Genomic DNA, 23,256 nt, shown 5'->3' on the forward strand with positions numbered 1-23,256 from the left:
TAGCCTCCTAAGTCTTTTGATTTACAATGCAATTTCATTAACATTCGACTGTGATTTATTTGGTTGGAGCCTTTGGCCGTTAGCGAATTGATTGTGTGGAAGAACCGCTGTAATTGGTTTGGTTTTAATACATAGGACCGGTATTTCCTCACCTTGATCGACTATGAACCAGGCCGGTTCATTCATCATCAGATGTTGGACATTTACTACTCCTTCCGCAATAACCTCACCATTCTTAAAAATCTTTTCACCCGACACTACAAATTGGTCAGAGCCAATATAAAATTCAATAATCATGCGATTTCCTCCTGGGCGGCAAATGAAAAAAGATCGAATTCTACCGGCATTAGTTCTTCCCGGATAAAATCGATCTTTTTAGTAGCATCCACCATTATTAGTTTTTTGTTTTTTCGGCTGCGGAGTTGCAGAATAACCGTATCATTTACTAATACAACTCCAATTCCTTGCTTTACAAACATTCCCCTTGAATCAACCATTTGGTACGAAGGTCTATTTCTTAGCAGCTTAATCCAATCGGAATGCTTCATTTCGGGATGATCCAAGATGTATTCGACACCAGTTACTTCGGCGCTTAGCACTCCTAAAGATAGGTCGAATAGATAGAAGCCTCCATGAATATCCCCATCAAAATAGACTCGATAACCTTTCATACTATCCCGCGGCTGATTTTGAAATGGTTCAATCCGAAACGTAGATTCGTCCATTTTCCATTCAAAACCGTTCTTAACAACCTTAAAATGGATGCCTTTTAAAGCCTTTGCTAATTGTTTAGGTTCGACAGGAGCAAAACAGGTAATCTTAAACATTAAGTTCAACCCCTAACCTGGAAACTAAACAATCCGAACAATACTCTTTTCCTCTGATAAAGTAATAAGGATAGTCCTGTTCGCATTTTTGTTCACAAGAACAACAAATAAAGCCCATGTTTTCAGCCCTCTTTCTTAAAGTTTCTTAGATTCATAACCCTAAAACCGTTATCTCATAAACCACCTCCCAAAATGCAAAAAAAGCCCTTGGGCATAGTCTAATACGCATAAAAATATGCTTAAAGACTAAGCCCAAAGGCTCCAACGTTTCATACAATAAACGTAGCAAGAATGCTAACTAAAACCAAAAAAACAAAAGAAACTATGATTAAAGTTTACCATTCTAGGATTAGTGATACAAGTATTAAAATAAATCGGTTGCTGCTTTATGAAAAGAATCTTGATCTTCTACTAAATCAGTAAGCTTCATAGCCTGTTCTCTAGAAATAAATTTTTTATTATCTGGAACTTCCAATGGGTCTAACCCTTTTTCTTTCAAATCTTCTGCATTAATGTCACAAATACAAGATGATAAAATCTCTGGAGTCACTACTTTTACACCATTAACATTGTGGACTACTTCTTTAGTTACTGAAATGAGTTCTGTGATTGTATTTGAGTCTTCTCCAGGGAAGTATATTCTCTTAATAAAAAACGATTCAATAAAATTCATTGCTTTTATCATTTAGATAACCCCATTTATAGTCTTATAGTTAAATTAATTGTAATCTAATTAATATGCTCTACTGTAGATTTTCACAATGATTTAGAGTAAACAAAAAAATAGATATAAAACCAAACATTTTATATTACCCTATTAACTGATTATTAAACCTCATAAAACATAATTCTATTATACTTCCAATTTAGGGAAAAATAATAGAAACATTAGTTCTGATTATTCATTTTTTTACAACTTATCATAAGTATTCGGTGTAAATGATATCTTTTTGTCCTCAAAAAGTAAAAAAAAAAGCTTACTCATAATGAGTAAGCTTAAATATTAATAGCTTCGATGAAGTTTAAAGACTTCAAATGAATCAGCAATTATTTCAATAGGTACAGTGGCTTTTTTTATAACACCGTTTGTATATTTCACTTCAAATTCAAAAGCAGCGGGACCAACTTTTAAATTAGTTGGATAGTCAAGAAATGTCGGATCATACAACTCACCTATATAAAAAGTACTTGTAGACTTAGCTAATGTGGAGGGGGATGAAACTGGTGTTCCATTTTCTCTGGAAGCAATAAGAGTACTTTTCACATATTCTATTGGATATTGAGATGTATCAGCTTCTAATATAAACTTTTCTCCACTGTAAAATTGATTTTCCCTATTTCCCAAGGATTGATGCTTATCCTCCCAAAACTCAGTATGTTTTACATATCCATTTAAAATAAGAGTTTTTGAATAAAACCAGGTGGAAGAAGTAGTTATTTCCGCGCCATCGCTTACGGTGACTCTTAGGTCATACCTTCCAACTTCGGAAACGAAGGAATAGCATTGCTGAGTATTGCTAACAACATTTGATTTGTTCATTACTAATTGCTCTGCTGCCCCATCCTTAGACACAAAAAGCTGAACATTTAACAGATCATTGTCTTTATCTGTGGGTACTACACATACATTAACTGTGTCCCCTTCATATGGCTCATTTGGGGTATAGGATACCGTTACTTCCGGTGCTCTGTTTACTACAACAGGATTTTTAATTACTGAAGCGGTTGCTCCGCTTGTGTCTGTAACCGTCAACCTAATTCCCCAAGTACCTTTTATGTCTAAAACTCTTGAAGGGTTTTTAACTGTAGAAAAATTAATCCATGAAGTACTTCCTGGTTCCTGATATGCCCATTGATAAGTAAGCGTATCACCGTCAGGATCAGTAGAGCTATCGTTAAAAGTAACCGTCGTATCTTTATAAATTGTTGTAGGGCTGTACGTGAAATTGGCCACAGGTGCTCGGTTTAAAACGGTTAAAACCCTCGTCACTGAATGACTAGCTGTACCGTCAGAAACAGTCAAGCGTATGTTCCAAGTGCCTTTAATGTTAAAGATGCGGCTCGGGTCTTTTACTGTTGAGAAGTTAGTCCACGTTGTAGAACCGGGTTCTTGATAAGCCCACTGATAAGTCAGAGTGTCACCATCGGGATCCGTAGAACCGTTAGTGAAAGAAACATTTGTATTATTATAAATTGTTGCCGGACTATGCGTGAAGCTAGCGACCGGTGCTCGGTTTGAAACAGTCAAAGTCCTCGTTACTGAATGGCTAGCTGTACCATCGGAAACCGTCAGGCGAATACTCCAAGTACCTTTGATATTGAAAACTCGGCTCGGGTCTTTAGCTGTGGAGAAGCTAGTCCATGTGGTAGAGCCGGGAGCTTGATAAGCCCACTGATAGGTCAGTGTGTCTCCATCAGCATCAGTAGAACCGTTAGTGAAAGAAACAGTCGTATTATTATAAATAGTTGTTGGACTGTGCGTGAAACTGGCTACCGGTGCTCGATTTGAAACGGTCAGAGTCCCCGTTGCTGTATGGCTGTCTGTACCGTCAAAAACCGTCAAGCGAATATTCCAAGTGCCTTTAATATTAAAGGTACGGCTAGGGTTTTCAACTGTGGAGAAGCTAGTCCAGGTTGTAGAGCCGGGTTCTTGATAGGCCCACTGATACGTTAGTGTGTCTCCATCGGCATCTGTAGAACCGTTTGTAAATGACACAGTCGTATCATTATAAATCGTTGTAGGGCTATGCATGAAGCTAGCGACCGGTGCTCGGTTAGAAACGGTTAAAGCCCTTGTGACTGAATGACTGGCTGTACCATCTGAAACAGTTAAGCGAATGTTCCAAGCGCCCTTGATGTTAAAAACTCGGTTCGGGTCTTTTACTTGCGAGAAATTAGTCCAAGTTGTCGAACCTGGTGCTTGATATGCCCATTGATATGTCAAAGTGTCACCATCGGGATCAGTAGAACTATTGGTAAACGTCACATTCGTATCATTATAAATTGTTGAAGGACTATGAGTGAAACTGGCAACCGGCGCTCGGTTTGAAACAGTCAAAGTCCTCGTTACTGAATGGCTAGCTGTACCATCGGAAACCGTCAGGCGAATACTCCAAGTACCTTTGATATTGAATACTCGGCTAGGGTCTTTTGCCGTTGAGAAATTAGTCCAAGTTGTCGAACCGGGTTCTTGATAAGCCCATTGATAAGTCAGTGTATCGCCATCCGGATCAGTAGAACCGTTTGTGAAAGAAACATTCGTATTATTGTAAATTGTTGCCGGACTATGCGTGAAGCTAGCAACCGGTGCTCGGTTAGAAACGGTTAGTACCCTCGTTACTGAATGGCTGGCTGTACCGTCGGAAACAGTCAAGCGAATGTTCCAAGTGCCCTTGATGTTAAAGATACGGTTCGGGTCTTTTACTGTTGAGAAATTAGTCCAAGTTGTCGAACCGGGGGCTTGATAGGCCCACTGATAAGTCAATGTGTCCCCATCAGCATCAGTAGAACTGTTTGTGAAAGAAACATTCGTATTATTGTAAACTGTTGTCGGACTATGAGTGAAGCTAGCGACCGGTGCCCGGTTAGAAACGGTTAAAGCCCTCGTCACCGAATGGCTGGCTGTACCATCAGAAGCTGTCAGGCGAATGTTCCAAGTGCCCTTGATGTTAAAGATACGGCTCGGGTCTTTTACTGTTGAAAAGTCAGTCCAAGTGGTCGACCCGGGAGCTTGATAAGCCCATTGATATGTCAATGTGTCCCCGTCGGGATCAGTAGAAGCATTCGTGAAAGAAACATTCGTATTATTATAAATTGTTGTAGGGCTATGCGTGAAACTGGCGACTGGTGCTCGGTTAGAGACTACCAAATTTTTAGAAACCGTTGATGTTAACCCATCAGCATCCCTTACTGTAAGTCTAATTCCCCAACTGCCTTTAATATTCAAATTCCTGGTTGGATTTTTCAATGTCGAGAAGTTAGTCCATGTTGTAGAACCAGGAGTTCGATAGGCCCATTGATAGGTCATTGTTTGATTATCTGGATCTGTTGAGGTGTCTGTAAAAGAAACAGTTGTCGTGTTATAAATTGTGCTAGGGCTATAGGAGAAATTTGCAGTAGGCGCTTGCTTCTCTCTGTATTTAATTTCGTATTTATAGCCCATTTGCTGCCCTGCAAAAAACACGTAATATGGTCCTAAAATACCGTTGTAATAATCCATGTTGTAATGATATTTCCAATGAGTCTTGGCTATTTTTATTGCCCACTGGTTTTCAGGAGCAGTAGGCTTAAATGTATGCGGATGACAGTTCCCTGCTCCTGGTGCCGTTCCTCCGCAATCTCGTATGGAAATAGGATAACTACGGGCACCATAATAAGGGAATTTCAATATTTCCACAGCTACCTGGTTCGAGGTTGGAACCCATTCATTGGGATCATCTAACATCGGACTAATATATTGAAACTCAGTCCGGTCACGATACCATATTGTTCTTTCTACGTTTACTGCTCTTAGCAGCCAACCACCCCATATTTTCCCATCATATGCAGTAGGATTATCATCATAATGCTGTTCAGACCAGGGCCCCGTTAATGTAACCATCGGAACAGCTGCTTGAGCTGATGGGACGAATGATAATAATAAAGAGAAAAGAAATAGTGTAGCTAAAATTTTCTTAAAAAACCCCAATAATTCACCCCCTTCTGAATCAAAGTAACAAGAATAACTTATTACCTTGATTCAAAAGGAGGGTAATTAAAAATTACCCTCTATATCTGGAGACTTACAAAGGCTTATAAACTACAAAGCCCTTCATGTTGGTAATGTAATGCTCGGCTCCAACATTAAACTGTCCTCCATATTTATTGTCTCGGCTATACACACGATAAGTTTGTCCAGCTTTTAATACTCGGACATAGACTAATTTATTTCCTTGCCTCTTCCAAAGATTGATATTCTTTTGGATTGTTATAGTTCCAACAGGCCCTTTTTTGGTTACTATAGGGGTTGCAGAAATAGGAGTATATTTAACATAGTCCTTCATGTTGGTGATATAATGCTCTGCACCAACATTAAACTGCCCACCATATTTACTGTCTTGGCTATAAACCCGATAAGTTTGTCCAGCTTTTAATACTCGGACATAAACCAATTTATTGCCTTCCCTCTTCCAAAGATTGATATTCTTATGGATTGTTATAGTTCCAACATGTGTTTTTTTCGCTGGCTCTGGTTTTGGTTCAGGCTTTGGCTCAGGCTTTGGCTCTGGTTTTGGTTCAGGCTTTGGCTCTGGTTTTGGCTCAGGCTTTGGCTCAGGCTTTGGCTCTGGCTTTGGCTCAGGCTTTGGCTCTGGCTTTGGCTCTGGCTTTGGTTCTGGCTTTGGTTCAGGCTTTGGTGTTACTGGTGGTGAAGTTGAGTCAATTTCCCCTAAATTATCCAGAAGCTCGATAACCCTATTGCCTTCATAGAAGAATGCACTTATTTTATAAGGATTTTCTTTTGATGGCATTGGACCATATAAATAATAAACCCCTGAGTTATTTTTAGGTTTATCAATATGAGTCGCCGCGATGACATAGTAATTAGGGTCATTCCAATCACTTGCAACCATTCCCTGTGTTCCGTAATTTTGGCTTAGGATTGGAAGGAACCAAGAAAAACCATACTCCGATTGCGGTTTGTTTGGATCAGCATGTAGGCTAAAGCCTAGAAATGCTTTCTTAACTCTTGCCCTTTCCCACTCGGTATTATTAATGCCATTTTCTATTTTAAGCATTAAAGTTCCGGACCTTTTACCAAAATTAATCTCATATCCTCGTTGACCATATTTAGCCTCATTATCAACATAGATAACCGATAATTTTTCAGGTTTGGCACTCCCTGCTGCAGTTACCTTTTCTAGTGGAGCTAAAGAAAGAAATAACCCGCACAAGAATACCAATAGTGAAACGCTTAACTTTTTCATTGAACTTCCCCCTAACATATTTGTTGGTAATTCACTTCCTAAAATTGAATACAAAAAAACGGTTTTTGGAAGCAGTTTTATTTCTTGACGCCAAAATAGTCAAGACAAATAAAGCTGTTGTTCCAAAGAACCGTTGTTTGATAAAACCCGTTATCCTAATAAGGATACAAAAAAATCAAAATCAGGAAATGTTTACACTATCTAGTATACAACTGGGAACAACGGAATACAACGATTCTTTTATAAACTTTTAATAATACTTTCTACTTTTTATATTCATAAACCGCTGCTTGTCTTATGTATGAAGTACCTCCATTAAACCAGCGGGGGCTTTCGGTAGTTATAACTGCAATAACACTTGGGCCATCGAGAGTTTCTAGAATGTCATAATCTTGATTAACATACGTATATGGATAGCTCATTGTTATGCTGTCATCGACAAATTCCAAATGTGAAATATAGAGATCTTGTTTATAAAATGAGTTTGATTTTGGGGAATAAACGAAACCTCCCGCACTCTCAATCTTTAAGTTTTCTTCCAGGCTCAGCTTTAAGTTATCTATTGCCTTACTCTGTTCAAACACTATCCTCCCCTCTGCCATTTCTAATGGAGAAACAGCCAGGGCAGCATCATGAACAGCTAACTCTATTGCATTTTTCAGTTGTCGAGTTGCAGTTTTGTCAGCATCCAGGTTATATTGCATTTGCATTAATAGAGCGAATAAAAGCACAAAAAGAATAGAACGTAAAGTTGTTGCCATACGAACAACCCCTAATTTATATATTCACTTAATATTTTTGTTTCTTTCTTAAATGTTTTTGGCCCTTGATTAAAAATATCAAGTATAAAAATAAAGCTCCGAGGTACTTCAATACTTGCCTCTATGTACTCATTTCTAGGAGTAAGTGCTTGCGTTGCCTGAACTTCTATTTTAGATTCATCAAAGTTGTATTGGCTCACTAAAGTATCTTTCATATCCTGAATTATTTCCGGAGAAAATCTACCTTCTATAGAAGCCTTTTTTGCTCCTTCTGTAAGAACAACTTCGACAGCCTCTCTATGTAAACTATCCAAATAAGAAAGGATCGGAGCAAACATGATATTAATAGCAATAACGAGTGTCATCCATTCCCCTAATGCCTTGGACAAAGAGATTGACCTCCTTAAATTTATATAAGAGGGTTTTGAAACCCTCTTGTATAAACAAAATTTGAATTGAAAATTTTTATGGTGTAGTACCAGTAGGAAGGTTTGAATCTACACCGGTGATTGTTGATTTATACGATTCAGATTCTGTTTTAATCATCCCGTAACCAAAGACAAAAAGGAAAGCGGAGATAGCAATTACAGTAATTCCAATTTTTAAGAAAGTAGAAAGAGATGAATTCATGGGTTAATTTCCTCCAATATAGTTGTATTTAAAAATTGAGTTGGGCTCCTTTAGTTCATACAAGAAGTTTGAAACCCTCTTGTATGAACTAAATTATGAATCGAAAGTTTTTATGGTGTAGTACCGCTAGGAAGATTGTCGTCCACACTGGTGATTGTTGATTTATACGAATCAGATTCCGTTTTAATCATGCCGTAGCCAAATACGAAAAGGAAAGCGGAGATAGCAATTACAGTGATCCCGATTTTTAAGAAAGTAGAAAGAGATGAATTCATGGGTTAATTTCCTCCAATAAAAATTATTTTTTAAATTTAAGTTGGTGCTCAGTTTTTAGCATTTGTTCGTGTTCGCTATTCTTCTTTTGTAAAGAATCAAAGCCAATTCCAAAAAGTAGTGCGACAATAATAACCGTTACAGCTGCCATCATCATAAAGGCTGATAAGGATGTATTCATTATGCACCCCCTAACTGTTCTTTGATATGTAATCAGCCATTGAATCAGCAATGCTTCCCATTGCCTCATACATAGTTCCAAAAATAATGGCACTAATAACCACAGCTGTAATGGCGATTTTCATAAAAGTACTCAGGGATGTGTTAATGTACATCACCTCCTTAAAGTGGTCAAAACGTTTACATGCGAGAAGACTGTAAAATGATTGATACCATAGTGACTATAACTACAAGGAAGTTAAGAATAATGATAAAATGAGTAACTTTAATAGGAATTCCCATCAAGTCTGTCGTGATTTTTCTTTTCCTCCTGTAATTCTCAATTTGAGATTTAACAAACATATTGTGCATTCCTCTTAGCTGGCCTAAAGCTGTTTCTCTACCTAAATCATCTAGGTTTTTTAATACTCCAATCAGAGTTTGAGACTCCTTTGAGTTAAGTTCGGTTCCAAACTTTTCTAATGCTATCTCCGGTCCTTCATCACTACTCCAAGAAGTGAGTAATATCGTGAGCGGTTTATCCAAAACTATGAAATAAGGTTTTATACTTCTGAGAAGGCTATAGGTATTAATACGACTATTGGTCATCATTTCAATTTCATTTATTAGTAGGTCGTAAAGCATAAAGACTTCAGCATTTTTTTTGGCCTGGTGAAATTCAATTACTCTCTTCATAAAGTAAACGAATATAGAAAACGGATTACTTGGAGTGGCTAACGCTGCCAATAGAAAAATTAGAAAACTTGCCATCATTGTTAATTTCGTAGGATGACCCTTTATTAAGATAGGAAGAACAACATAATAGGCTGTTAAAAAGGCTATTAAGCCCCCGAATAGAAGATAATATCTTATACCGTTTAGCCCTAAAGGATAATGAGCTTTTTTAAGCCATTCCTCTGCCTTGGAATTTCGTGATCCGGAAATCACCTTATCGCGACTGGTGCTAAAATTTTTCCGTAACCGTATCCTAGTTTGTAATCTTTCGTTTTTTGAACTTAGTCCTGTATAGACTAAAATTCCAGCCACAACTGATAGTAGAAAGGATAAGGTATACACTAGATAAGGCAAAAACTTAAATATCATTACTTCATTCACGTACGCCTCACCCTTTCTTACAAATCATTTTTTGGATTCTTTAAGAAAACGGATATGATCAGGGAAAAAATCACCCCGAGGGCACTTATCGAAAACAGAAGGATTGTCCATTTATGGCCAAATTGAAGTTTTACCCAATCTTGTGCTCCTGACGAATAATATCCGAGTATAAGTGAACCTATTAATACAGGAAGTGTTAAATATCCGTTATATACCGAATCCATAGACTGCGATTTTTCTTCCTCTAACATTTCTTCGGTATCTTCCATCTGTTTTGCTAAAATCATCAACGCATTAAGAACCTTCTCATTGTATAAATAAGCTTTTAAAATGATACTTCCTAACCGTTTGGACCAGTTTGAGCCGGCAGTATAGGTAAAAACCTGAACACTTTCCCTAAGTTCATGCTCATTTCGCGAAACCTGTAAATCAGAAACAAGCTTTATAATTACTTTTTTCAATTCTGGATTCTTAATTTCCTTTTGCGTTTCTGTAAGTGCGTGGTACATATCATAGCGCTGAGCATTATAATTCTGAGTCAGCAACTGGACAATCTGAAGAAATTCTCCACTCATTAAATAGCGCATATTATTTAATCGCAAGCGAAGCATTAAATAAGGAATTAATGAAATTAAAGTTCCAAAAACTGTTGCTACAACAATATCTTTAAAGGAAAAGAGCATTAACAGGCCCGTTAATATGCCTGCCAGGGCGGAAAAAACCAAAAAGGTTTCAACTTCATTTTCATTTCTTTCATCCCTGGTTGTTTTTAAAATTAAATTCAAATGTTTGAGCAAAGGATGCTTATAGGTTGGCCGGGTAAAGGATGTTCTGCTGCTTACTTTTCTGATCCTGTATTTATAACTGAGTTCATTGTATTTGGTTTTTAAAGACGACAACATAATTGTCTTCGAGGTCCAAATAGCGAAAGCCAAAAGTATTATGTAGAGGAAGTAATGAATCCCTACTTGCCATATCCATTGAACCAAACTATCCATTTATCTCTTCTCCCAATATTGACTCAATAATTTGATCCTTCACTTTTTCATAGTCGGACATTGGAGAAACCTTTTCCATTCTCTTCAAGTGTTGCAAGAGAATTTTTGTATCTTCCAAACTTTCTTCAATCATCAGGTATAAAAGGCCTTTAGTAATTTGTGAAGAGTAATAATACTTATCTGTGACAGGGCTATATCGCAATAAATCGTGAGTCCGGTGGGTACGTGTTTTGTCATCCCAAATTACTTCTGTAACTCCTATTACTCTTTTTCTTCTTCTATCCCGGTCAGCACTCATCGTAACGATAATGTCTATATTCCTAGCTACACGTTCAAGCTCATTTTCAAAGTTGCGGTTGGGAAACTCATCCAAAAGATGCCTAGTGATTTGCGGAGCAATGTTTTCTACCCTTGTTAAATGGTAAGTGGAGAATGCCCCTCGCTCCCCCCGTTCACAAGCCTGTAGGTAGCCTTCTGTCTCAAGACTCCGGATTTCACCTACAACAATGTAATCATGCTCCATCCGAAGTAATCGGGGGATAGCATGGTGAAGGTCTCCTTCTTTTGCCTGGACTTCGAAAATTAATCGGTCCTTAAACTGTTTGGTTAAATCCAACTCGAAGTGTTTTTCCATCACAGCTGCAACATAAGATGGATCTCGTTCCCTCAACATTGTTTTCATGAACGTTGATTTTGCGGAACGAACCCTACCCGCAAAAATTGTGTTTGCCATTACCCTTGAGAGTGAGCGGAACAATGGGATATCCTCTTCCCTTATTGTCCCGCGGCTAGCTTGTTCTTCTAGGCTCATATCTTTTACAACAAATCGACGGAACATGATGTAATTTTCTTTACTTCTAGGTGACTGCATCATTGTTATGCGGCTGCCATCTTCACGTTCAATCTCAAGTTCGGGGGTTTGTTCATTAATGACAGCATCTTTGACACGTAACGTAAAAGCTCGCTTTATTCTTTCAACCGCTTCTTCATTTTCAAATTCTTCAGGCTGTTTTTCAAAGTGACCCTCAATGTCTAGCCATAACTGTGTTCCCCTTATAACTGCCGCCTCACTTGTGGGCATTTTATCCCACTTATGAAGAATACTTACCCCCCATACTTCATGAAAAATTGCTTCAGCAAGCGTATCGTAGAATTTCGGGAAATCATTCGTTGTTATGTTCTCTTTTTGAAGCACTTCATTTATTTTGGTTATGAAATATGACATAGCTTGCTCGTCACCAATAACAGCCTTATGTTGTCGCTCAAGCCAAATATTCTCTTTGGAATATTCCTCTTCAAGTTCATTGTTCTTTCGAATAGGTTCCATTGAACCATCAATAATAATGTCATTCAGTTGCTCCCGCACTTTTGAACAAATCTCTTTAAAGGATCTCTTTCTTGCAAAGGTCGTTATATAATCGACTTTTAGGCCCTTCACAGCCACCATTCCGGCTAACCATTCTGAGGAACTAAAGGGCTTATCAACTCCCAATTCCTGTTTGATTTTTTCCATGTCAATTCACCTGCCGATTCAAAAAGAAGGATAACAAGCCTTTCTTTTGTTTTTTATCTTCCTGGACAATTAATTTTTCTGTTAATTTACATTCAGAAATGATTAAATTGGACAGTAAATCTAGGTTTTTGTTATATAAAGAGTCATTGGCTATGTCGTAGAGTAAATCTTTTTTAAATGCTGCCATTGCCCCCAAATCGCCCATATCTGGTATAGTTGCAGCCTTTGTCATATTTAGCTCTTCTTCCAACACTTTTTCACTTATCATCGTGTTAGCAGGTTGATATCTGTTCACAATCAACATGAAATCATTTGACTTGCCGCCTGATGGCTCAATCAATTGCTGAAAAACGTAAGGGAAGTAACCTCGGTAACCTTTCTCTTCTTGGTTAGTGATTAAAAATCGTAAGTTGCTGGATAGATAAGCCTGTACAGTTGGTGCTGTATCAAAGTGTGTTCCTGCGTCAATTAGAATTACGTCAAAGAGTTCTTGGGCTACCTTAATCAAATGCTCGATTTCAGCGGGCTGATAAAAACGTTGCATCTTTATATCTCGGTTACCGGCTAAGTGATAAAAGTTTTTATTGAAAGATACAGCTTCTGACAATCTAGCAGCAGTTAAATTTTTTGTCTTTAGATCTACTTTAAGGTCATTAAGGTAATGGCCATTATAGTGATAAAAGTAATCGGATGGGTCCCAGCTATTTAAACTAAGAACCAACACCTTTTCTTCGATTCTCTGGCCTAAAGAGCGTGCTAAATTTAGAACTGTAGTAGAAACCCCGGCACCGCTATGGGTACCAAAAAGGCTGACAATTCGTTTTGAAAGATAATCTTGCTTTTCTGTGATGTGATTAACAATTTCGTCAACCGTTTGCTGTTCGGTTAAATATTCATTAAGAACAATAATTTTATAGGCCCCACATAAGCGGTTTATATCTCGCATTATTACGTCACTATTAATTTCTTTAGGTTTATAAAAAACTTTAATATCGGGATAAATTTCCCGGACAGCACTAAATTGGTCAGATGTAACAAGGTCTCCGTCCAAAAGTATGGCATCTAAGTCAATGCTTGCCCCTTTTACTGTGTCAAAATGCAAAACAGTTTTAATTTCACCTGCTTTTTGAAATAGTTCTTTATATTTTATATCTCTGGAAATTACAGCAATATCCATAGTTCTCTTACTCCTTTGTTAATAAGTGATATACAGGCGGGCCTCTTTCTGAAGGACTTCATACATCAAATTGGAAAAGTCTTCTTCGTTCAAAATCACTTCTAAATCACTAATGGTAGAGGAAGCATTCAATCTATCATCCGATTTCCCATTATCAGAGGCAGAAACCACTTCTTTATTGCCTGAATCCTTTACGTAAACTACTTTAACGCCTTTAAGGAATACCTTTGTATTGACCTTTTCTCCCTTAGTCGAAACTGAATTTTCATCCTCGGATGGTTCTTCACTTGAAACTGTATTTGGTCCGTTTTCAGTCATATTTGTAGAACCGTCTTTGTAAACTAGGTAAATATCAACTACATCTTTTCTCCGAAGTGATCCTGGTTGAGCGAATATCATTGAATCTGTAATAGGGCGGATTGCTTCTCCTTTGGTTGCATCAGGAACCAACAAGTCGAAATCAATCATCTTTGTTGAAAGCATGGAGTTACCAACAATTAGTTGATTAGCATCATGACCGATCACCTTGTCAATATCTTCCGCCAAGACGACCCCTTCTAATAAGGATTCCTTAGCCCTTCGTTCCACAGTTAACTTATTTTGATGAATTTTCTCTGACTTCGAAATCTCTTCACCAGGTTTTACAATAACAACTTCCTGGCTATCGATTCTGTCCTTTATGTAAAAGTCGTAAACTAATATAAAGCCAGCTGCAGCTAACGATGTGAAAATTCCTAATGCTATTTTTACTCCAGGTTTCATACGGACATTTCCTCTCCTTTTGATTCAGTCTTCTCAATGCTGATTTTTTTGCGAAATAAACTTTTCAGTATGTTCGCACCTTTCCTCTGCTTTTTCATAAAATCCTCTGGAAGAATATCTTCTAATAATGGCTTGAGTGGCAGTTCCAGCCTCTTTGCATAATCATTTAAATCATTCAGGAAGATTCCTTTATACTGAGCCTGAAAAACATCTGAAACGGATATGTTAGGAATAGTTGTTTTAATACCACCCTCATACATATACTTAATGAGCTCGTTGTCTAAGATTGTTTTGTCAAAGCGGTTGCCGATAATTGAAGTCTTTTCGTTCTCTAATTGCTTTCTGAGGAATTCAACCGATTCTTTTTGGGATTCTTCAAAGTACTGGATGAAAGGAATATCAGGCTCCATTACAAAGTAAACGTGATCTGCAATATCAAAAACATCCTGGAACATTTCATATTGCCAATCTGTACCTACATCAATAACGGTTACAGTACTCAAGGAAGAAAAAAGAACTTTGATAAGATTTTCAAATGAGATATCTTCCTCTTCATAGACAGGCTCATTTGTAGGATGTTTGCAGATAATTTCAACATCTGATTTGGTCCAGTCAAAAACACTTTTTAGCTTTGGATCGATATATTTACTAAACTGATAAAACTTACTTCTGTAATCTTCAGCATGAGTCCGCCCGTAGAGCCTGTCGTATGTGTATGCTTTGGAAAAAGGGGATTCAACATAGGTCGTAGAGATTCCAATCTGTGTTAGTGCCCTGGCCACAAGGTGAGATATAAAAGTACTTCCACTTCTAGGCATTGTGCTTCCAATCAGGATGAGCTTTTTCTTGACCGGTACGCCAACAACTTTTTCCACTTGGTTGTGAACATGGAAGGTATAGTCGCGCTTGATTGTGGTTTTATTTACAACCTTCTGAACCACTTTTTTCTCAACAACCTTTTGTATGACTGGCTGCTGAGCTTTTTCTTTAATAACTTCATCTGGTGTATCTTCTTCCTCATAAGAAGAAGTCTCCAATTCTTCGGGTTCGATAGAAGCTTCTCCATGGGAAGATGTAATAAGAAACTTTTCAACCCTCGAAAACCTTGGCTTATCAATCAGTTGGTCAATAAAATCATCCAAATCGAATGAATTGCTATTAACAATATCGAGAACGCCTATACTGACCAGGTTTGATAGAAAAGCATCCCCTCTTGCTCTTTCGCAAAGGAAGACTACACGAACAGAATCATCATAATCAACGCGTATTTTTCTGAAGAAAGAAATTAGCTCGTCTTCTCTTTGTTCCTCTCTGACAAAATCGCTGCCCAAATAGTAATCATGGATAATAAGGATATCCGGCTTTTCGATGTCTAGGATTTCCTCTAGAAAGCGGCGGTGCAATACCTCCTGTGAAGATAGATAGAAATCATCCTGGTGTTTATTGAACGTTTCCGTCAATATATTTGAGTAGGACTTATCCCCTACCGCAATTAGCACTTTCTTTTTCACACGATCACTCCTGAGAAATAAAAAAATACCCGAAACACAAACCACTAGCATTACATTTTGCTAGAGTTTGTATCTCGGGTATTTCCCGTTTATGTATTAAGTTAAGAAATGATAAATTGGGTGCCTCCTAATTTCTTAGGAGGCATTAAAAAACTTTAAGAAAGGCTGCTGCAACCGGGCTAGGTTACAAACCTTATAGTAATATATTACCACTTATCTCATTGCATATCAAGAGCCAGTTTTTTGATTTAAGTAATATCTTTCGTTTAAAAAATCTTTGTATTCAGCGGTCAACTCTGGATCATAGTGCTTCCCACTGAGAGAACAAATCTCAGTGATAACATCGAATTGGGTTTTACTCGTTTGATAGATGCGGCCATGCAGCATGGTATCGTATGAATCTATTATTCTGATCATTCGGGCCAACAAGGGAATATCCTTACCCGACTGACCGTAATACCCAGTGCCGTCATAGTTTTCATGATGAAACTTAACAATGGAGGAAAATTCGTCGGGGAGTTCTTTGATTCCTTTAATTATTTCTTGGCCGTATTCCGTATGCAATTTTATCCTTTCAAATTCCTCCAATGTTAGCCGTTCTTTCTTATTTAGCAAAGTTTCTGGAATATGCAACTTGCCAATATCATGAGTCAATCCCACAAGATAAATGAGGTCTAAGTCACTCATTTTTAAATAATTGGCAAATCGGTACAGTTCGTCACCAACACGCTGAGAATGTCGGTAACTGCTCAAACAGTGCTTGAACAGTTTACCAACAATCTCGTAAGTGTCAGTAAAATGCAATTCTTTCATCTCACACCTACTTTTTAAAACTCTAATTTTATTCTTTTGAGATTTTCTTTATTCGGGCGGTAAAAGGCGGTATTAAAACCATCTTGATGTAAATCTTCTTCTACGCATAGCCAAACATGAAATGGATAAGTATCCAGCATCAATTCCTTATGGATATGTTCAGCTACAGAAAAGGTTGATGTGAAAATGACTACAAATGCCGGGTTTTCAGGAAACTCACTCACTGGAATCGTGCCATACTTCTCAAATACACTCTTCCATACATTGAGTTTGTCCTTGAAATAACCAATGAAATTTTGATTCATTTGTGCCCGGTCAATTAGAAAATTTACGTTTCCGTTACTGGTACGTATTTCAGCAGCTGCAAGTGGAAATTTAAGCCTCTGATTATTTGCAATGATGGCATTCCATTTCCACTTGTTGACTATTTTCTTCTCTGTCATTATGCAGCGGATCTCATTCATTGCGGTAAATCGCTTAATGGCACCTATACCATAATCATCCCAACGGTTAGGATTCATAAAGAAATCTGCGTTGTAGTAGTGCTTCAAAAGCTTAAACCCTGCAACTCCCAGGGTAAAGGGGGCAGGAGGCTTTACAGTTTCCTCTTGACCCCTTATTCTAATTTTCCAACGGTCAACTAATCCGGAGGTTCTGAATCTGTCCAAACGCTTAGAGGTTTGGGAAGGACTCATTATACTTTGCATATACCTTCTTAGCTGGTCCTCATTCGCACATATTGCATCGCCAAGCACCTTTAGCAAGATAAGGTCGGTGTCGTCGAGTCTACCTCTCCTTATGAGGTCAATTACTCCCTCTTGTGTTGTATAAGGATAATATTTTTTCGGCAACACTTTACTACCTTTCAGGAAGGGGTGGTCCCATAAAGGTACTTCGCCTTTCTTGGTAGTGAATAAGGGATAATCGAGGTTGTCAAATGCAACCTGGTCAACTTCTTTTGCAAGTACTTCCATTATTCAAAAAGGAATGAACCTAAATCTTTTCTATTCTTTTTACCCCTCGGATAGCCTACGATTACTACTTTTGCATGACGCTTTTTTCGGTCAATGTTGCGGATGGTGCAAGAAACAATATCGCCTACAATTGGCTCTTCAAGATAAGACGGCTTAATTCCCTTTACTTCTAGACCGGCATCGAGCTTAACAAAAATACCATGGATAGGATCTACTCCGGACACTTTGCCGGCTACTGTACTCATATCCTTCAGGCGCTCTAGCTTTTTGAATGGATCTTCAATCGTATGCCTTCTGCTTACCTGGATAAGATTGTTTTCCCTATCGAAGCGAAGAACTTTTACTTGAACCTTTTCACCGCGATCCACTTCTGTTTCGAGATTCCGTCTTTCCCAGCTCCAGTCATTTGGCATCATAAAGCAGTCGGCTCCATTGATACGAACAAACACTCTGCGGCTCCTTGGGTTAAAGCCCCATACTGTGCCTTCAAATACCTTATCGTTCAGCTTTTTGGCAGCTTCCAATGATTCCAGTTCATTAAAGAAATGTTCCTTCTTGATTTGGTCCGCCTTTTTGACGCTTACTACAGCTGTCTTATCCTCAAGGTCAAGATGGTCAATAATAAATTCCTGCATTGTTCCGGTAAAGCCATTTAGCGTTTTAAATTCATAATCCGAGAATTCATTTGCTGGGCAGTATGCAGTTACCCCGCCTTCTAATAGGAATACCGCAATTTCAGTTTCCTTTTCAACATACTTTCCCTCTTCTAGCACTTTCCCCTTTTTCGTTCCTACAGAAGTGATAACGCCCCTTACAATCTCCCTATTCCGCTTCAGCCGGGCAAGGTTTTCTAATTGTAAATCAGACGACCATGATTGTGGTACAGTCATTTTATTGTCCTCCAGTACTTTGTTTTAGGATCAGCAACCGATAAATTTATAAAAAAATGCAAAAAAGCCCAAATACAGAGTAGTGCTTAGTCTACTCAGTATTTGGGCTATCCCATTAAAATATAAAGTTAGTAGTTTCTGAAATCCTTAAGCAAAGTTTATTATAGATTGGTATCTTTTTCAATAATAATTTTAACAGACTTTTAAAAAACCATTCCGAATCAGTTCGGAACAGGTTGTGAAGTACCTTCGAATAAGTATGAAGATAGAATATAAAAAAACAAACCCCTCTTAATTGTGAGGGGTTTGAAAGCCTTATTAATCGTCTATATCGCTGAAAAATGTAGGTACAGCTTCCTTCTTTGGAGCTTCAACTTTTTTTAGTTCACTTTCCAACTCTTTTACCAGTTGCTCGTACTCTGGCCCTAATTTTGATTTATCTGGCTCTTTATCGGCTTCAGGTTCTTCTTTTTTAATAAAGGAGCCTAAATTCACTTCCTCCGCTTCTTCTGATTTATCTTCTTTTGCTACATCATTATTCCTTAAAGCCGGCGCAGAATTAGTCTGTTCATCATCTTCCGCAACCTCATCCCGCTCATTTGTGTAATCAAGCGGCTTATCTGCCCCAGGGTAAACAGTGAGTCTAGGATTTTGAATAGAATTATCTTCATCCTTGTTTGCGGTATCCACAGCATCTACTTCCGATTCATCCTCAACCGTAAATTCTTCAATCAGTTCAGACTCTGTATCAATAACGATTCCATAGCGGTTAGCGGACCATATTTCGGCCGCTTTCTCGTTAACCTTAATGACAGCTTCATTAAATTCTTCTTTGGGAACAAAGTTCGCGTCAATTTGCCTTACCGGCATAGGTTCATTATTCGCAACAATTTTAACCGCACACTGGAACGGTTTTTGATAAATGATTTCACTCGGAGATAATATTGGTTCAACAGTTTTTTGATAATTGCTGCCGATCCGCAACATGGGCTGTTCCTGTAGTGGGCTGACAGCTTGCTCTGAGTGACTCTCTTCAAACCTTTCTTTTTCTCCGAAGATTTTAGAAAACATTTCTGCGTCATAATCCGGAATATCACCATAAACCATTTTGTGCCTAAGTGTTCCTAGCAGGATGTGCATGTAAGTTTCTCCGTATTTGTCGGCCAGCTGAGCAATGGTTTGAGCAACAACTGTAACAATCGTTTTATACTTTCTCGACTGTGCGGGGAATTCTTTAAAAGGCTGATAGATATAATCCGGAAATTCATCAACGATAATATGGTGAAAGTTTGATGTGTTCGGAGTTCTTCTAAAAACAGCATTCTGTAAGCAAAGTAAGATCAGTTTCCCTAATACATTGGACAAGCCGCCAAGTTCCCCTTTTGCGGTATTAACCAGTAGGACTCCACCGCTTTCTAAGTGCCGGTCAAAATCAAAATCAGATTTGCCGAATAAAACCCTCCGAATAAGCGGGCTTGCTCCGATATCATTCAGAATGTTTCGCAACCCTTGTACATATTCCGCTTTTCCGTCCATATAAGCCGGTTGTCCCCTATACTCCCCATGCTGCACAAGGACAGGCACCATTGAACCGCCTGCTCTCTCCATCTGGGGAATAAGGTTCATATCAAACCATTCATCAATTTGTTTAACGATTGCCCAGTGATTACGCTCATCCCTATTATCAATAAGTTCCCAATTCTCAGGGAAAGTTTCTTTTAACTTAAGGTGCATTTTGCTGACTAGCGTTGGATTATCATACATTTTCAAAAGCATATCGAAAGTAACTTCTTGGCCTGGGTTATAAAGCTTTAATAGGTAAATATAATGCTTCAAATGGTTACGCTCCGATTGCTGAAAGAAAAAGTTACTTTGACCGCCTTCAGCTAGTCCTTCCATAACCATGGCAAAAGCTTCAGCAACTTTTTCAACCGGCCCCTGCATTGGATTGATAGCGGGAGTGTCGGGATTGGTAGGATCAATGTAAAAAACGGATTCTTCGGGTATGCCATGTGCCGTTACAAGTTGAAAGGCCTTTTGGCACAAGTCGTTTGACGGTTCAATTACGGATATACCATTGAGGTACATCCCTTTAATTTCCTCTGTATGGTAATCTTCCCGCTTATAAATTTTTGGATAGTCATTGATGAAGCGGCTCATCCAGTGTAAATCTTGGTTAAGAATGGGTAAGACGAGAGCGGCAGTTTTACCGGTACCAATACTTCCGATAATGACATTATTAAGGGTTCTGTCTCTTCCAGGTTGGACAACGAATTCACCTGTATCTGAATCCGGTCCCAACACAACATCTGGCCAGTGTTCCTTTTTCTCTAACTTAAACCATTTCTGTAAATGAACGTTTTTAAATTCAAATTTGTCAAAAGCCTCTTTAAGTCCTGCTGAATATTGCGAGTACTGACCAGAAAGCCAGATCATCATCATTCCGCATACTACTGTTGGGATAAACATGATGGTGAGTAATAACGTATCAGAGTCCCCTATCGCAACTGCTAGCCAGATATTATCAACTACAAGTGTTTCAATTCTTTCCCCAATATACGGTAGCAGCGTGTTATATACAGGAGCGGATACTAGCCAAACGTAATGTAAGCCAACTCCTAAAAACATGTTCCAGAACCAAAACCGTTTCCAGTTAGGCCCTTTAAATCTCTCGTATTTTGTAGTAACCAACCACCCTGCAATTAGCCATAGGCTTGATAACAAGAAAAAAATAAAGCCTGGTTTTGTAGAATCTCCGAATAGTATAAAGCTCGGTATGGCATCTAAAAACTGACCAGTCATTAAGAAAAAATAATTGAATGTTGCTCGCATGGTGAAGTACAACGAAACTGTACCTAATAGACTCATAGTGATTAGAGGCATTTTCGGCTTAAGCCATTCACCCATTAGGATCATTTTGAGCTTAAGCCGCTCACCCATCAGAACCATTCTCTCATTCATATTAAAACCCCCGCTCCTTTCTTATAGTCTCTAACGTTTCTGTAAAAAGGCGGTTTATCGGAATCAGTCTGAAGTTCCTCCATCATGCCAAACACAATATGCTGCATTTCTCCCGCTCCCATTGCATCATATTCAAATTCCGAAGCAGAACGATAGATAGCGATAGTCTTATCCACCTTACGCATAAATCGATTTTGTGAGTGCAGAGTATTTAGGTACTTCAATTCATCCATATACCTGGCATTGCCCTCTTCCATTAGCTTAATTAAGACTATCTTGCTTTTACCGGTTTTCCTATTCTTCAACAAGAGGTGAGCATCAGCAAATAATTCAGAGTGAACTTCCGGTAAATAAAAATCAACAGCGTTCAACGACTCCATTTCGTAATTGAACTTGTTACTCATGATTACTTGAATGGATTCAACCGCACTTGAACGTTCTTCATCGGTTATCAGAGATTGACCAGTGAGAATATTACAGGCCATATGATGCCCTCTATTCATTGGTGAAACATAAAGGTGTAAATTAGCGGGAGCCAAGCTACTAGCCCTTACTATGGCATCTTTCACATTTGCTACCCGCACAAGTCGATTCTTTCCAAAATTCTTAATGTACTTAAAATATTTATCTTGGTTATCGATAACGACAAATAAAACATGATGATTTTCGTCCGGACGGTCCGCAGCGTACTTCATATACTTTTCTACTTTTTCTCTAATATCTGTAAGATTTTCATTTGCGGTATCTAATTCAACATTGAGAAAACCATATTGATTGTGAAGTATCCAGTCTGGTACAACGACTGGATCAGTTGAAACACTATCCTTCTCCACATACGGGATTAATGAAGGGGCGGCAGAAAAGACATCTATATTCTTCTTCTGTATTTCCACTAATGTTTGTATCACTACATCTTTGGTTCCGAAAAAATGGTCAATCTGATTTTCAGGGGCGGCCAATTCTTTATAGTGTCTATCTCCAGGTACAGTTTCTCCTTCTTGCTCTAGAATTTTATACCCATTCATGCCCAGCCGATAATATACATACTTTTCACCGCCATATTTCTTACTCAAGAGTATTTTTTCCGAACGCCACCTCTGGAGTTTTCTTGCCAAGGAGTTTGGTTTCACACCATAAAGTGAGTTCGCATAATATTTGAGTTCCAGAAGTGAAAGGATACGGTGATCGTATAGTAACCTAAGTAACTCTATATCCTGGTCTTTAAGCCAAACCCCCTTTTTCTTTCCTTTACCGAAGGTATAAATTCTTTTGCTCATCTTAACCTCCTAATAAAAAAGCGCCCCCGAATAAACAAAGCTCCTTGTTGTTAAAGCTTTGAATTTCGAGGGCGCATCCCTTTTTTTATTTAGTTTCTCAGTCAGTATACCACCTTGGGGGAATCATCTTCAACAAGAATCTGGAAACTCATAGACTGAATAATTATAAGCAATATGCAAAAAGCGATTTAAGAGGAAATCTTAAATTCCAAGCAAATAATTCGAGTAATCTTAACAAAAATGAGGGTACAAATAGACCTGGTGAAACTCGGGGATTCAAAGTGAGCCGAAACCCCTACTTTTAGGTGGTGCTAAAACAGGTTGAAGTCTGGATTTTAGAATACCCTCTAACCCATACGGGGCATAGCTTTAACTTGTCGCTATATGCGACAGGTTACATGCGACAACTTAACTTGTCGCATCAAATAACTTCACAACTTGTCGCATGCCTAATTTAATCACTGCCAGTATACCCTTAAATCCATAGCGAGGCTTTCCAACAAAATTGTATAGTTTTTGAATAAAATTCGAGTAGAATATCAGCCCTTCCTCTCCCCTAATCAGTCTATTTCATCCAGAAGAGAATTAAACCAGCGTCCTTTTCCACTTTTCCAAAACCCGCTGCATTGGGTTTATAGGAGTATTGATTCT

Annotated in this window: 22 protein-coding genes; all 22 read right to left on the reverse strand. The window is 38.3% G+C overall.

Translation table 11 applies throughout. The features are described from left to right. Positions 1-21 precede the first annotated feature (21 nt). Entirely contained in the window at positions 22-297 is a 276-nt protein-coding gene (locus D1B31_RS17825; protein WP_118922942.1) for a hypothetical protein, read from the reverse strand. Further along, the gene (locus D1B31_RS17830; RefSeq protein ID WP_118922944.1) at positions 294-827 is read right to left on the reverse strand and encodes a hypothetical protein; all 534 of its coding nucleotides are present in this window, start codon (positions 825-827) and stop codon (positions 294-296) included. The genes D1B31_RS17825 and D1B31_RS17830 overlap by 4 nt, the downstream gene beginning before the upstream one ends. A 364-nt stretch (positions 828-1,191) precedes the next feature. After that, positions 1,192-1,512 (reverse strand): hypothetical protein, encoded by a 321-nt coding sequence (locus D1B31_RS17835; RefSeq protein WP_118922946.1) that lies wholly within the window; start codon positions 1,510-1,512, stop codon positions 1,192-1,194. Between the two features lie 318 nt (positions 1,513-1,830). After that, positions 1,831-5,514, reverse strand: a complete 3,684-nt coding sequence (locus D1B31_RS17840; RefSeq protein WP_118922948.1) for a PKD domain-containing protein — start codon at positions 5,512-5,514, stop codon at positions 1,831-1,833. 94 nt (positions 5,515-5,608) lie between these two features. Continuing rightward, positions 5,609-6,790 (reverse strand): hypothetical protein, encoded by a 1,182-nt coding sequence (locus D1B31_RS17845; protein ID WP_118922950.1) that lies wholly within the window; start codon positions 6,788-6,790, stop codon positions 5,609-5,611. 263 nt (positions 6,791-7,053) lie between these two features. Further along, entirely contained in the window at positions 7,054-7,551 is a 498-nt protein-coding gene (locus D1B31_RS17850) for a peptidase M23 (RefSeq protein ID WP_118922952.1), read from the reverse strand. A gap of 11 nt (positions 7,552-7,562) precedes the next feature. Further along, positions 7,563-7,940: a hypothetical protein gene (locus D1B31_RS17855; protein ID WP_118922954.1), complete on the reverse strand. Its 378-nt coding sequence runs from the start codon at positions 7,938-7,940 to the stop codon at positions 7,563-7,565. A gap of 76 nt (positions 7,941-8,016) precedes the next feature. Next, positions 8,017-8,181: a hypothetical protein gene (locus D1B31_RS24645; RefSeq protein WP_192894797.1), complete on the reverse strand. Its 165-nt coding sequence runs from the start codon at positions 8,179-8,181 to the stop codon at positions 8,017-8,019. Positions 8,182-8,291: 110 nt separating this feature from the next. Beyond that, complete coding sequence (locus tag D1B31_RS24650) at positions 8,292-8,456, reverse strand: hypothetical protein (protein ID WP_192894798.1); 165 nt, start codon at positions 8,454-8,456, stop codon at positions 8,292-8,294. Positions 8,457-8,479: 23 nt separating this feature from the next. Next, positions 8,480-8,635: a hypothetical protein gene (locus D1B31_RS24655; protein ID WP_192894799.1), complete on the reverse strand. Its 156-nt coding sequence runs from the start codon at positions 8,633-8,635 to the stop codon at positions 8,480-8,482. A 10-nt stretch (positions 8,636-8,645) separates the two neighbouring features. Continuing rightward, complete coding sequence (locus tag D1B31_RS24390; protein WP_158587589.1) at positions 8,646-8,789, reverse strand: hypothetical protein; 144 nt, start codon at positions 8,787-8,789, stop codon at positions 8,646-8,648. Between the two features lie 25 nt (positions 8,790-8,814). Next, on the reverse strand, positions 8,815-9,729 hold the full coding sequence (locus D1B31_RS17860; protein ID WP_240035326.1) for a hypothetical protein: 915 nt from the start codon (positions 9,727-9,729) through the stop codon (positions 8,815-8,817). A gap of 17 nt (positions 9,730-9,746) precedes the next feature. Then, entirely contained in the window at positions 9,747-10,727 is a 981-nt protein-coding gene (locus tag D1B31_RS17865) for a hypothetical protein (RefSeq protein ID WP_118922956.1), read from the reverse strand. Beyond that, positions 10,720-12,240, reverse strand: a complete 1,521-nt coding sequence (locus D1B31_RS17870; RefSeq protein ID WP_118922958.1) for an ATPase, T2SS/T4P/T4SS family — start codon at positions 12,238-12,240, stop codon at positions 10,720-10,722. The genes D1B31_RS17865 and D1B31_RS17870 overlap by 8 nt, the downstream gene beginning before the upstream one ends. Before the next feature lies 1 nt (position 12,241). Beyond that, positions 12,242-13,417 carry a CpaE/TadZ family protein gene (locus D1B31_RS17875; protein WP_118922960.1) on the reverse strand — a complete coding sequence of 392 codons (1,176 nt, stop codon included), beginning with the start codon at positions 13,415-13,417 and terminating at the stop codon, positions 12,242-12,244. Between the two features lie 18 nt (positions 13,418-13,435). Continuing rightward, positions 13,436-14,179: a hypothetical protein gene (locus D1B31_RS17880; protein ID WP_118922962.1), complete on the reverse strand. Its 744-nt coding sequence runs from the start codon at positions 14,177-14,179 to the stop codon at positions 13,436-13,438. Further along, positions 14,176-15,690 carry a CpaE/TadZ family protein gene (locus tag D1B31_RS17885; RefSeq protein ID WP_118922964.1) on the reverse strand — a complete coding sequence of 505 codons (1,515 nt, stop codon included), beginning with the start codon at positions 15,688-15,690 and terminating at the stop codon, positions 14,176-14,178. Before D1B31_RS17885 ends, D1B31_RS17880 begins: the two co-directional genes overlap by 4 nt. 228 nt (positions 15,691-15,918) lie before the next feature. Continuing rightward, positions 15,919-16,503: an HD-GYP domain-containing protein gene (locus tag D1B31_RS17890; RefSeq protein WP_118922966.1), complete on the reverse strand. Its 585-nt coding sequence runs from the start codon at positions 16,501-16,503 to the stop codon at positions 15,919-15,921. 14 nt (positions 16,504-16,517) lie between these two features. Continuing rightward, positions 16,518-17,477 carry a hypothetical protein gene (locus D1B31_RS17895; protein WP_118922969.1) on the reverse strand — a complete coding sequence of 320 codons (960 nt, stop codon included), beginning with the start codon at positions 17,475-17,477 and terminating at the stop codon, positions 16,518-16,520. After that, complete coding sequence (locus D1B31_RS17900; protein WP_118922972.1) at positions 17,477-18,367, reverse strand: S1 RNA-binding domain-containing protein; 891 nt, start codon at positions 18,365-18,367, stop codon at positions 17,477-17,479. Before D1B31_RS17900 ends, D1B31_RS17895 begins: the two co-directional genes overlap by 1 nt. 318 nt (positions 18,368-18,685) lie before the next feature. Further along, the gene (locus tag D1B31_RS17905; protein WP_240035327.1) at positions 18,686-21,328 is read right to left on the reverse strand and encodes a type IV secretory system conjugative DNA transfer family protein; all 2,643 of its coding nucleotides are present in this window, start codon (positions 21,326-21,328) and stop codon (positions 18,686-18,688) included. Then, positions 21,325-22,605 carry a replication-relaxation family protein gene (locus tag D1B31_RS17910; protein ID WP_118922974.1) on the reverse strand — a complete coding sequence of 427 codons (1,281 nt, stop codon included), beginning with the start codon at positions 22,603-22,605 and terminating at the stop codon, positions 21,325-21,327. The genes D1B31_RS17905 and D1B31_RS17910 overlap by 4 nt, the downstream gene beginning before the upstream one ends. Positions 22,606-23,256 lie beyond the last annotated feature (651 nt).

The sequence above is a fragment of the Neobacillus notoginsengisoli genome (assembly GCF_003515685.1).
Classification (GTDB): Bacteria; Bacillota; Bacilli; order Bacillales; family Cytobacillaceae; genus Bacillus_D; species Bacillus_D notoginsengisoli.

What these genes read in the sequence shown, in the direction of transcription:
- D1B31_RS17825 (WP_118922942.1), bottom strand. Translation starts at nt 297, where the DNA reads ATGATTATTGAATTTTATATTGGCTCTGACCAATTTGTAGTGTCGGGT.
- D1B31_RS17830 (WP_118922944.1), bottom strand. Translation starts at nt 827, where the DNA reads ATGTTTAAGATTACCTGTTTTGCTCCTGTCGAACCTAAACAATTAGCA.
- D1B31_RS17835 (WP_118922946.1), bottom strand. Translation starts at nt 1,512, where the DNA reads ATGATAAAAGCAATGAATTTTATTGAATCGTTTTTTATTAAGAGAATA.
- D1B31_RS17845 (WP_118922950.1), bottom strand. Translation starts at nt 6,790, where the DNA reads ATGAAAAAGTTAAGCGTTTCACTATTGGTATTCTTGTGCGGGTTATTT.
- D1B31_RS17850 (WP_118922952.1), bottom strand. Translation starts at nt 7,551, where the DNA reads ATGGCAACAACTTTACGTTCTATTCTTTTTGTGCTTTTATTCGCTCTA.
- D1B31_RS24645 (WP_192894797.1), bottom strand. Translation starts at nt 8,181, where the DNA reads ATGAATTCATCTCTTTCTACTTTCTTAAAAATTGGAATTACTGTAATT.
- D1B31_RS24650 (WP_192894798.1), bottom strand. Translation starts at nt 8,456, where the DNA reads ATGAATTCATCTCTTTCTACTTTCTTAAAAATCGGGATCACTGTAATT.
- D1B31_RS24655 (WP_192894799.1), bottom strand. Translation starts at nt 8,635, where the DNA reads ATGAATACATCCTTATCAGCCTTTATGATGATGGCAGCTGTAACGGTT.
- D1B31_RS24390 (WP_158587589.1), bottom strand. Translation starts at nt 8,789, where the DNA reads ATGTACATTAACACATCCCTGAGTACTTTTATGAAAATCGCCATTACA.
- D1B31_RS17865 (WP_118922956.1), bottom strand. Translation starts at nt 10,727, where the DNA reads ATGGATAGTTTGGTTCAATGGATATGGCAAGTAGGGATTCATTACTTC.
- D1B31_RS17870 (WP_118922958.1), bottom strand. Translation starts at nt 12,240, where the DNA reads ATGGAAAAAATCAAACAGGAATTGGGAGTTGATAAGCCCTTTAGTTCC.
- D1B31_RS17875 (WP_118922960.1), bottom strand. Translation starts at nt 13,417, where the DNA reads ATGGATATTGCTGTAATTTCCAGAGATATAAAATATAAAGAACTATTT.
- D1B31_RS17880 (WP_118922962.1), bottom strand. Translation starts at nt 14,179, where the DNA reads ATGAAACCTGGAGTAAAAATAGCATTAGGAATTTTCACATCGTTAGCT.
- D1B31_RS17890 (WP_118922966.1), bottom strand. Translation starts at nt 16,503, where the DNA reads ATGAAAGAATTGCATTTTACTGACACTTACGAGATTGTTGGTAAACTG.
- D1B31_RS17895 (WP_118922969.1), bottom strand. Translation starts at nt 17,477, where the DNA reads ATGGAAGTACTTGCAAAAGAAGTTGACCAGGTTGCATTTGACAACCTC.
- D1B31_RS17900 (WP_118922972.1), bottom strand. Translation starts at nt 18,367, where the DNA reads ATGACTGTACCACAATCATGGTCGTCTGATTTACAATTAGAAAACCTT.
- D1B31_RS17905 (WP_240035327.1), bottom strand. Translation starts at nt 21,328, where the DNA reads ATGAATGAGAGAATGGTTCTGATGGGTGAGCGGCTTAAGCTCAAAATG.
- D1B31_RS17910 (WP_118922974.1), bottom strand. Translation starts at nt 22,605, where the DNA reads ATGAGCAAAAGAATTTATACCTTCGGTAAAGGAAAGAAAAAGGGGGTT.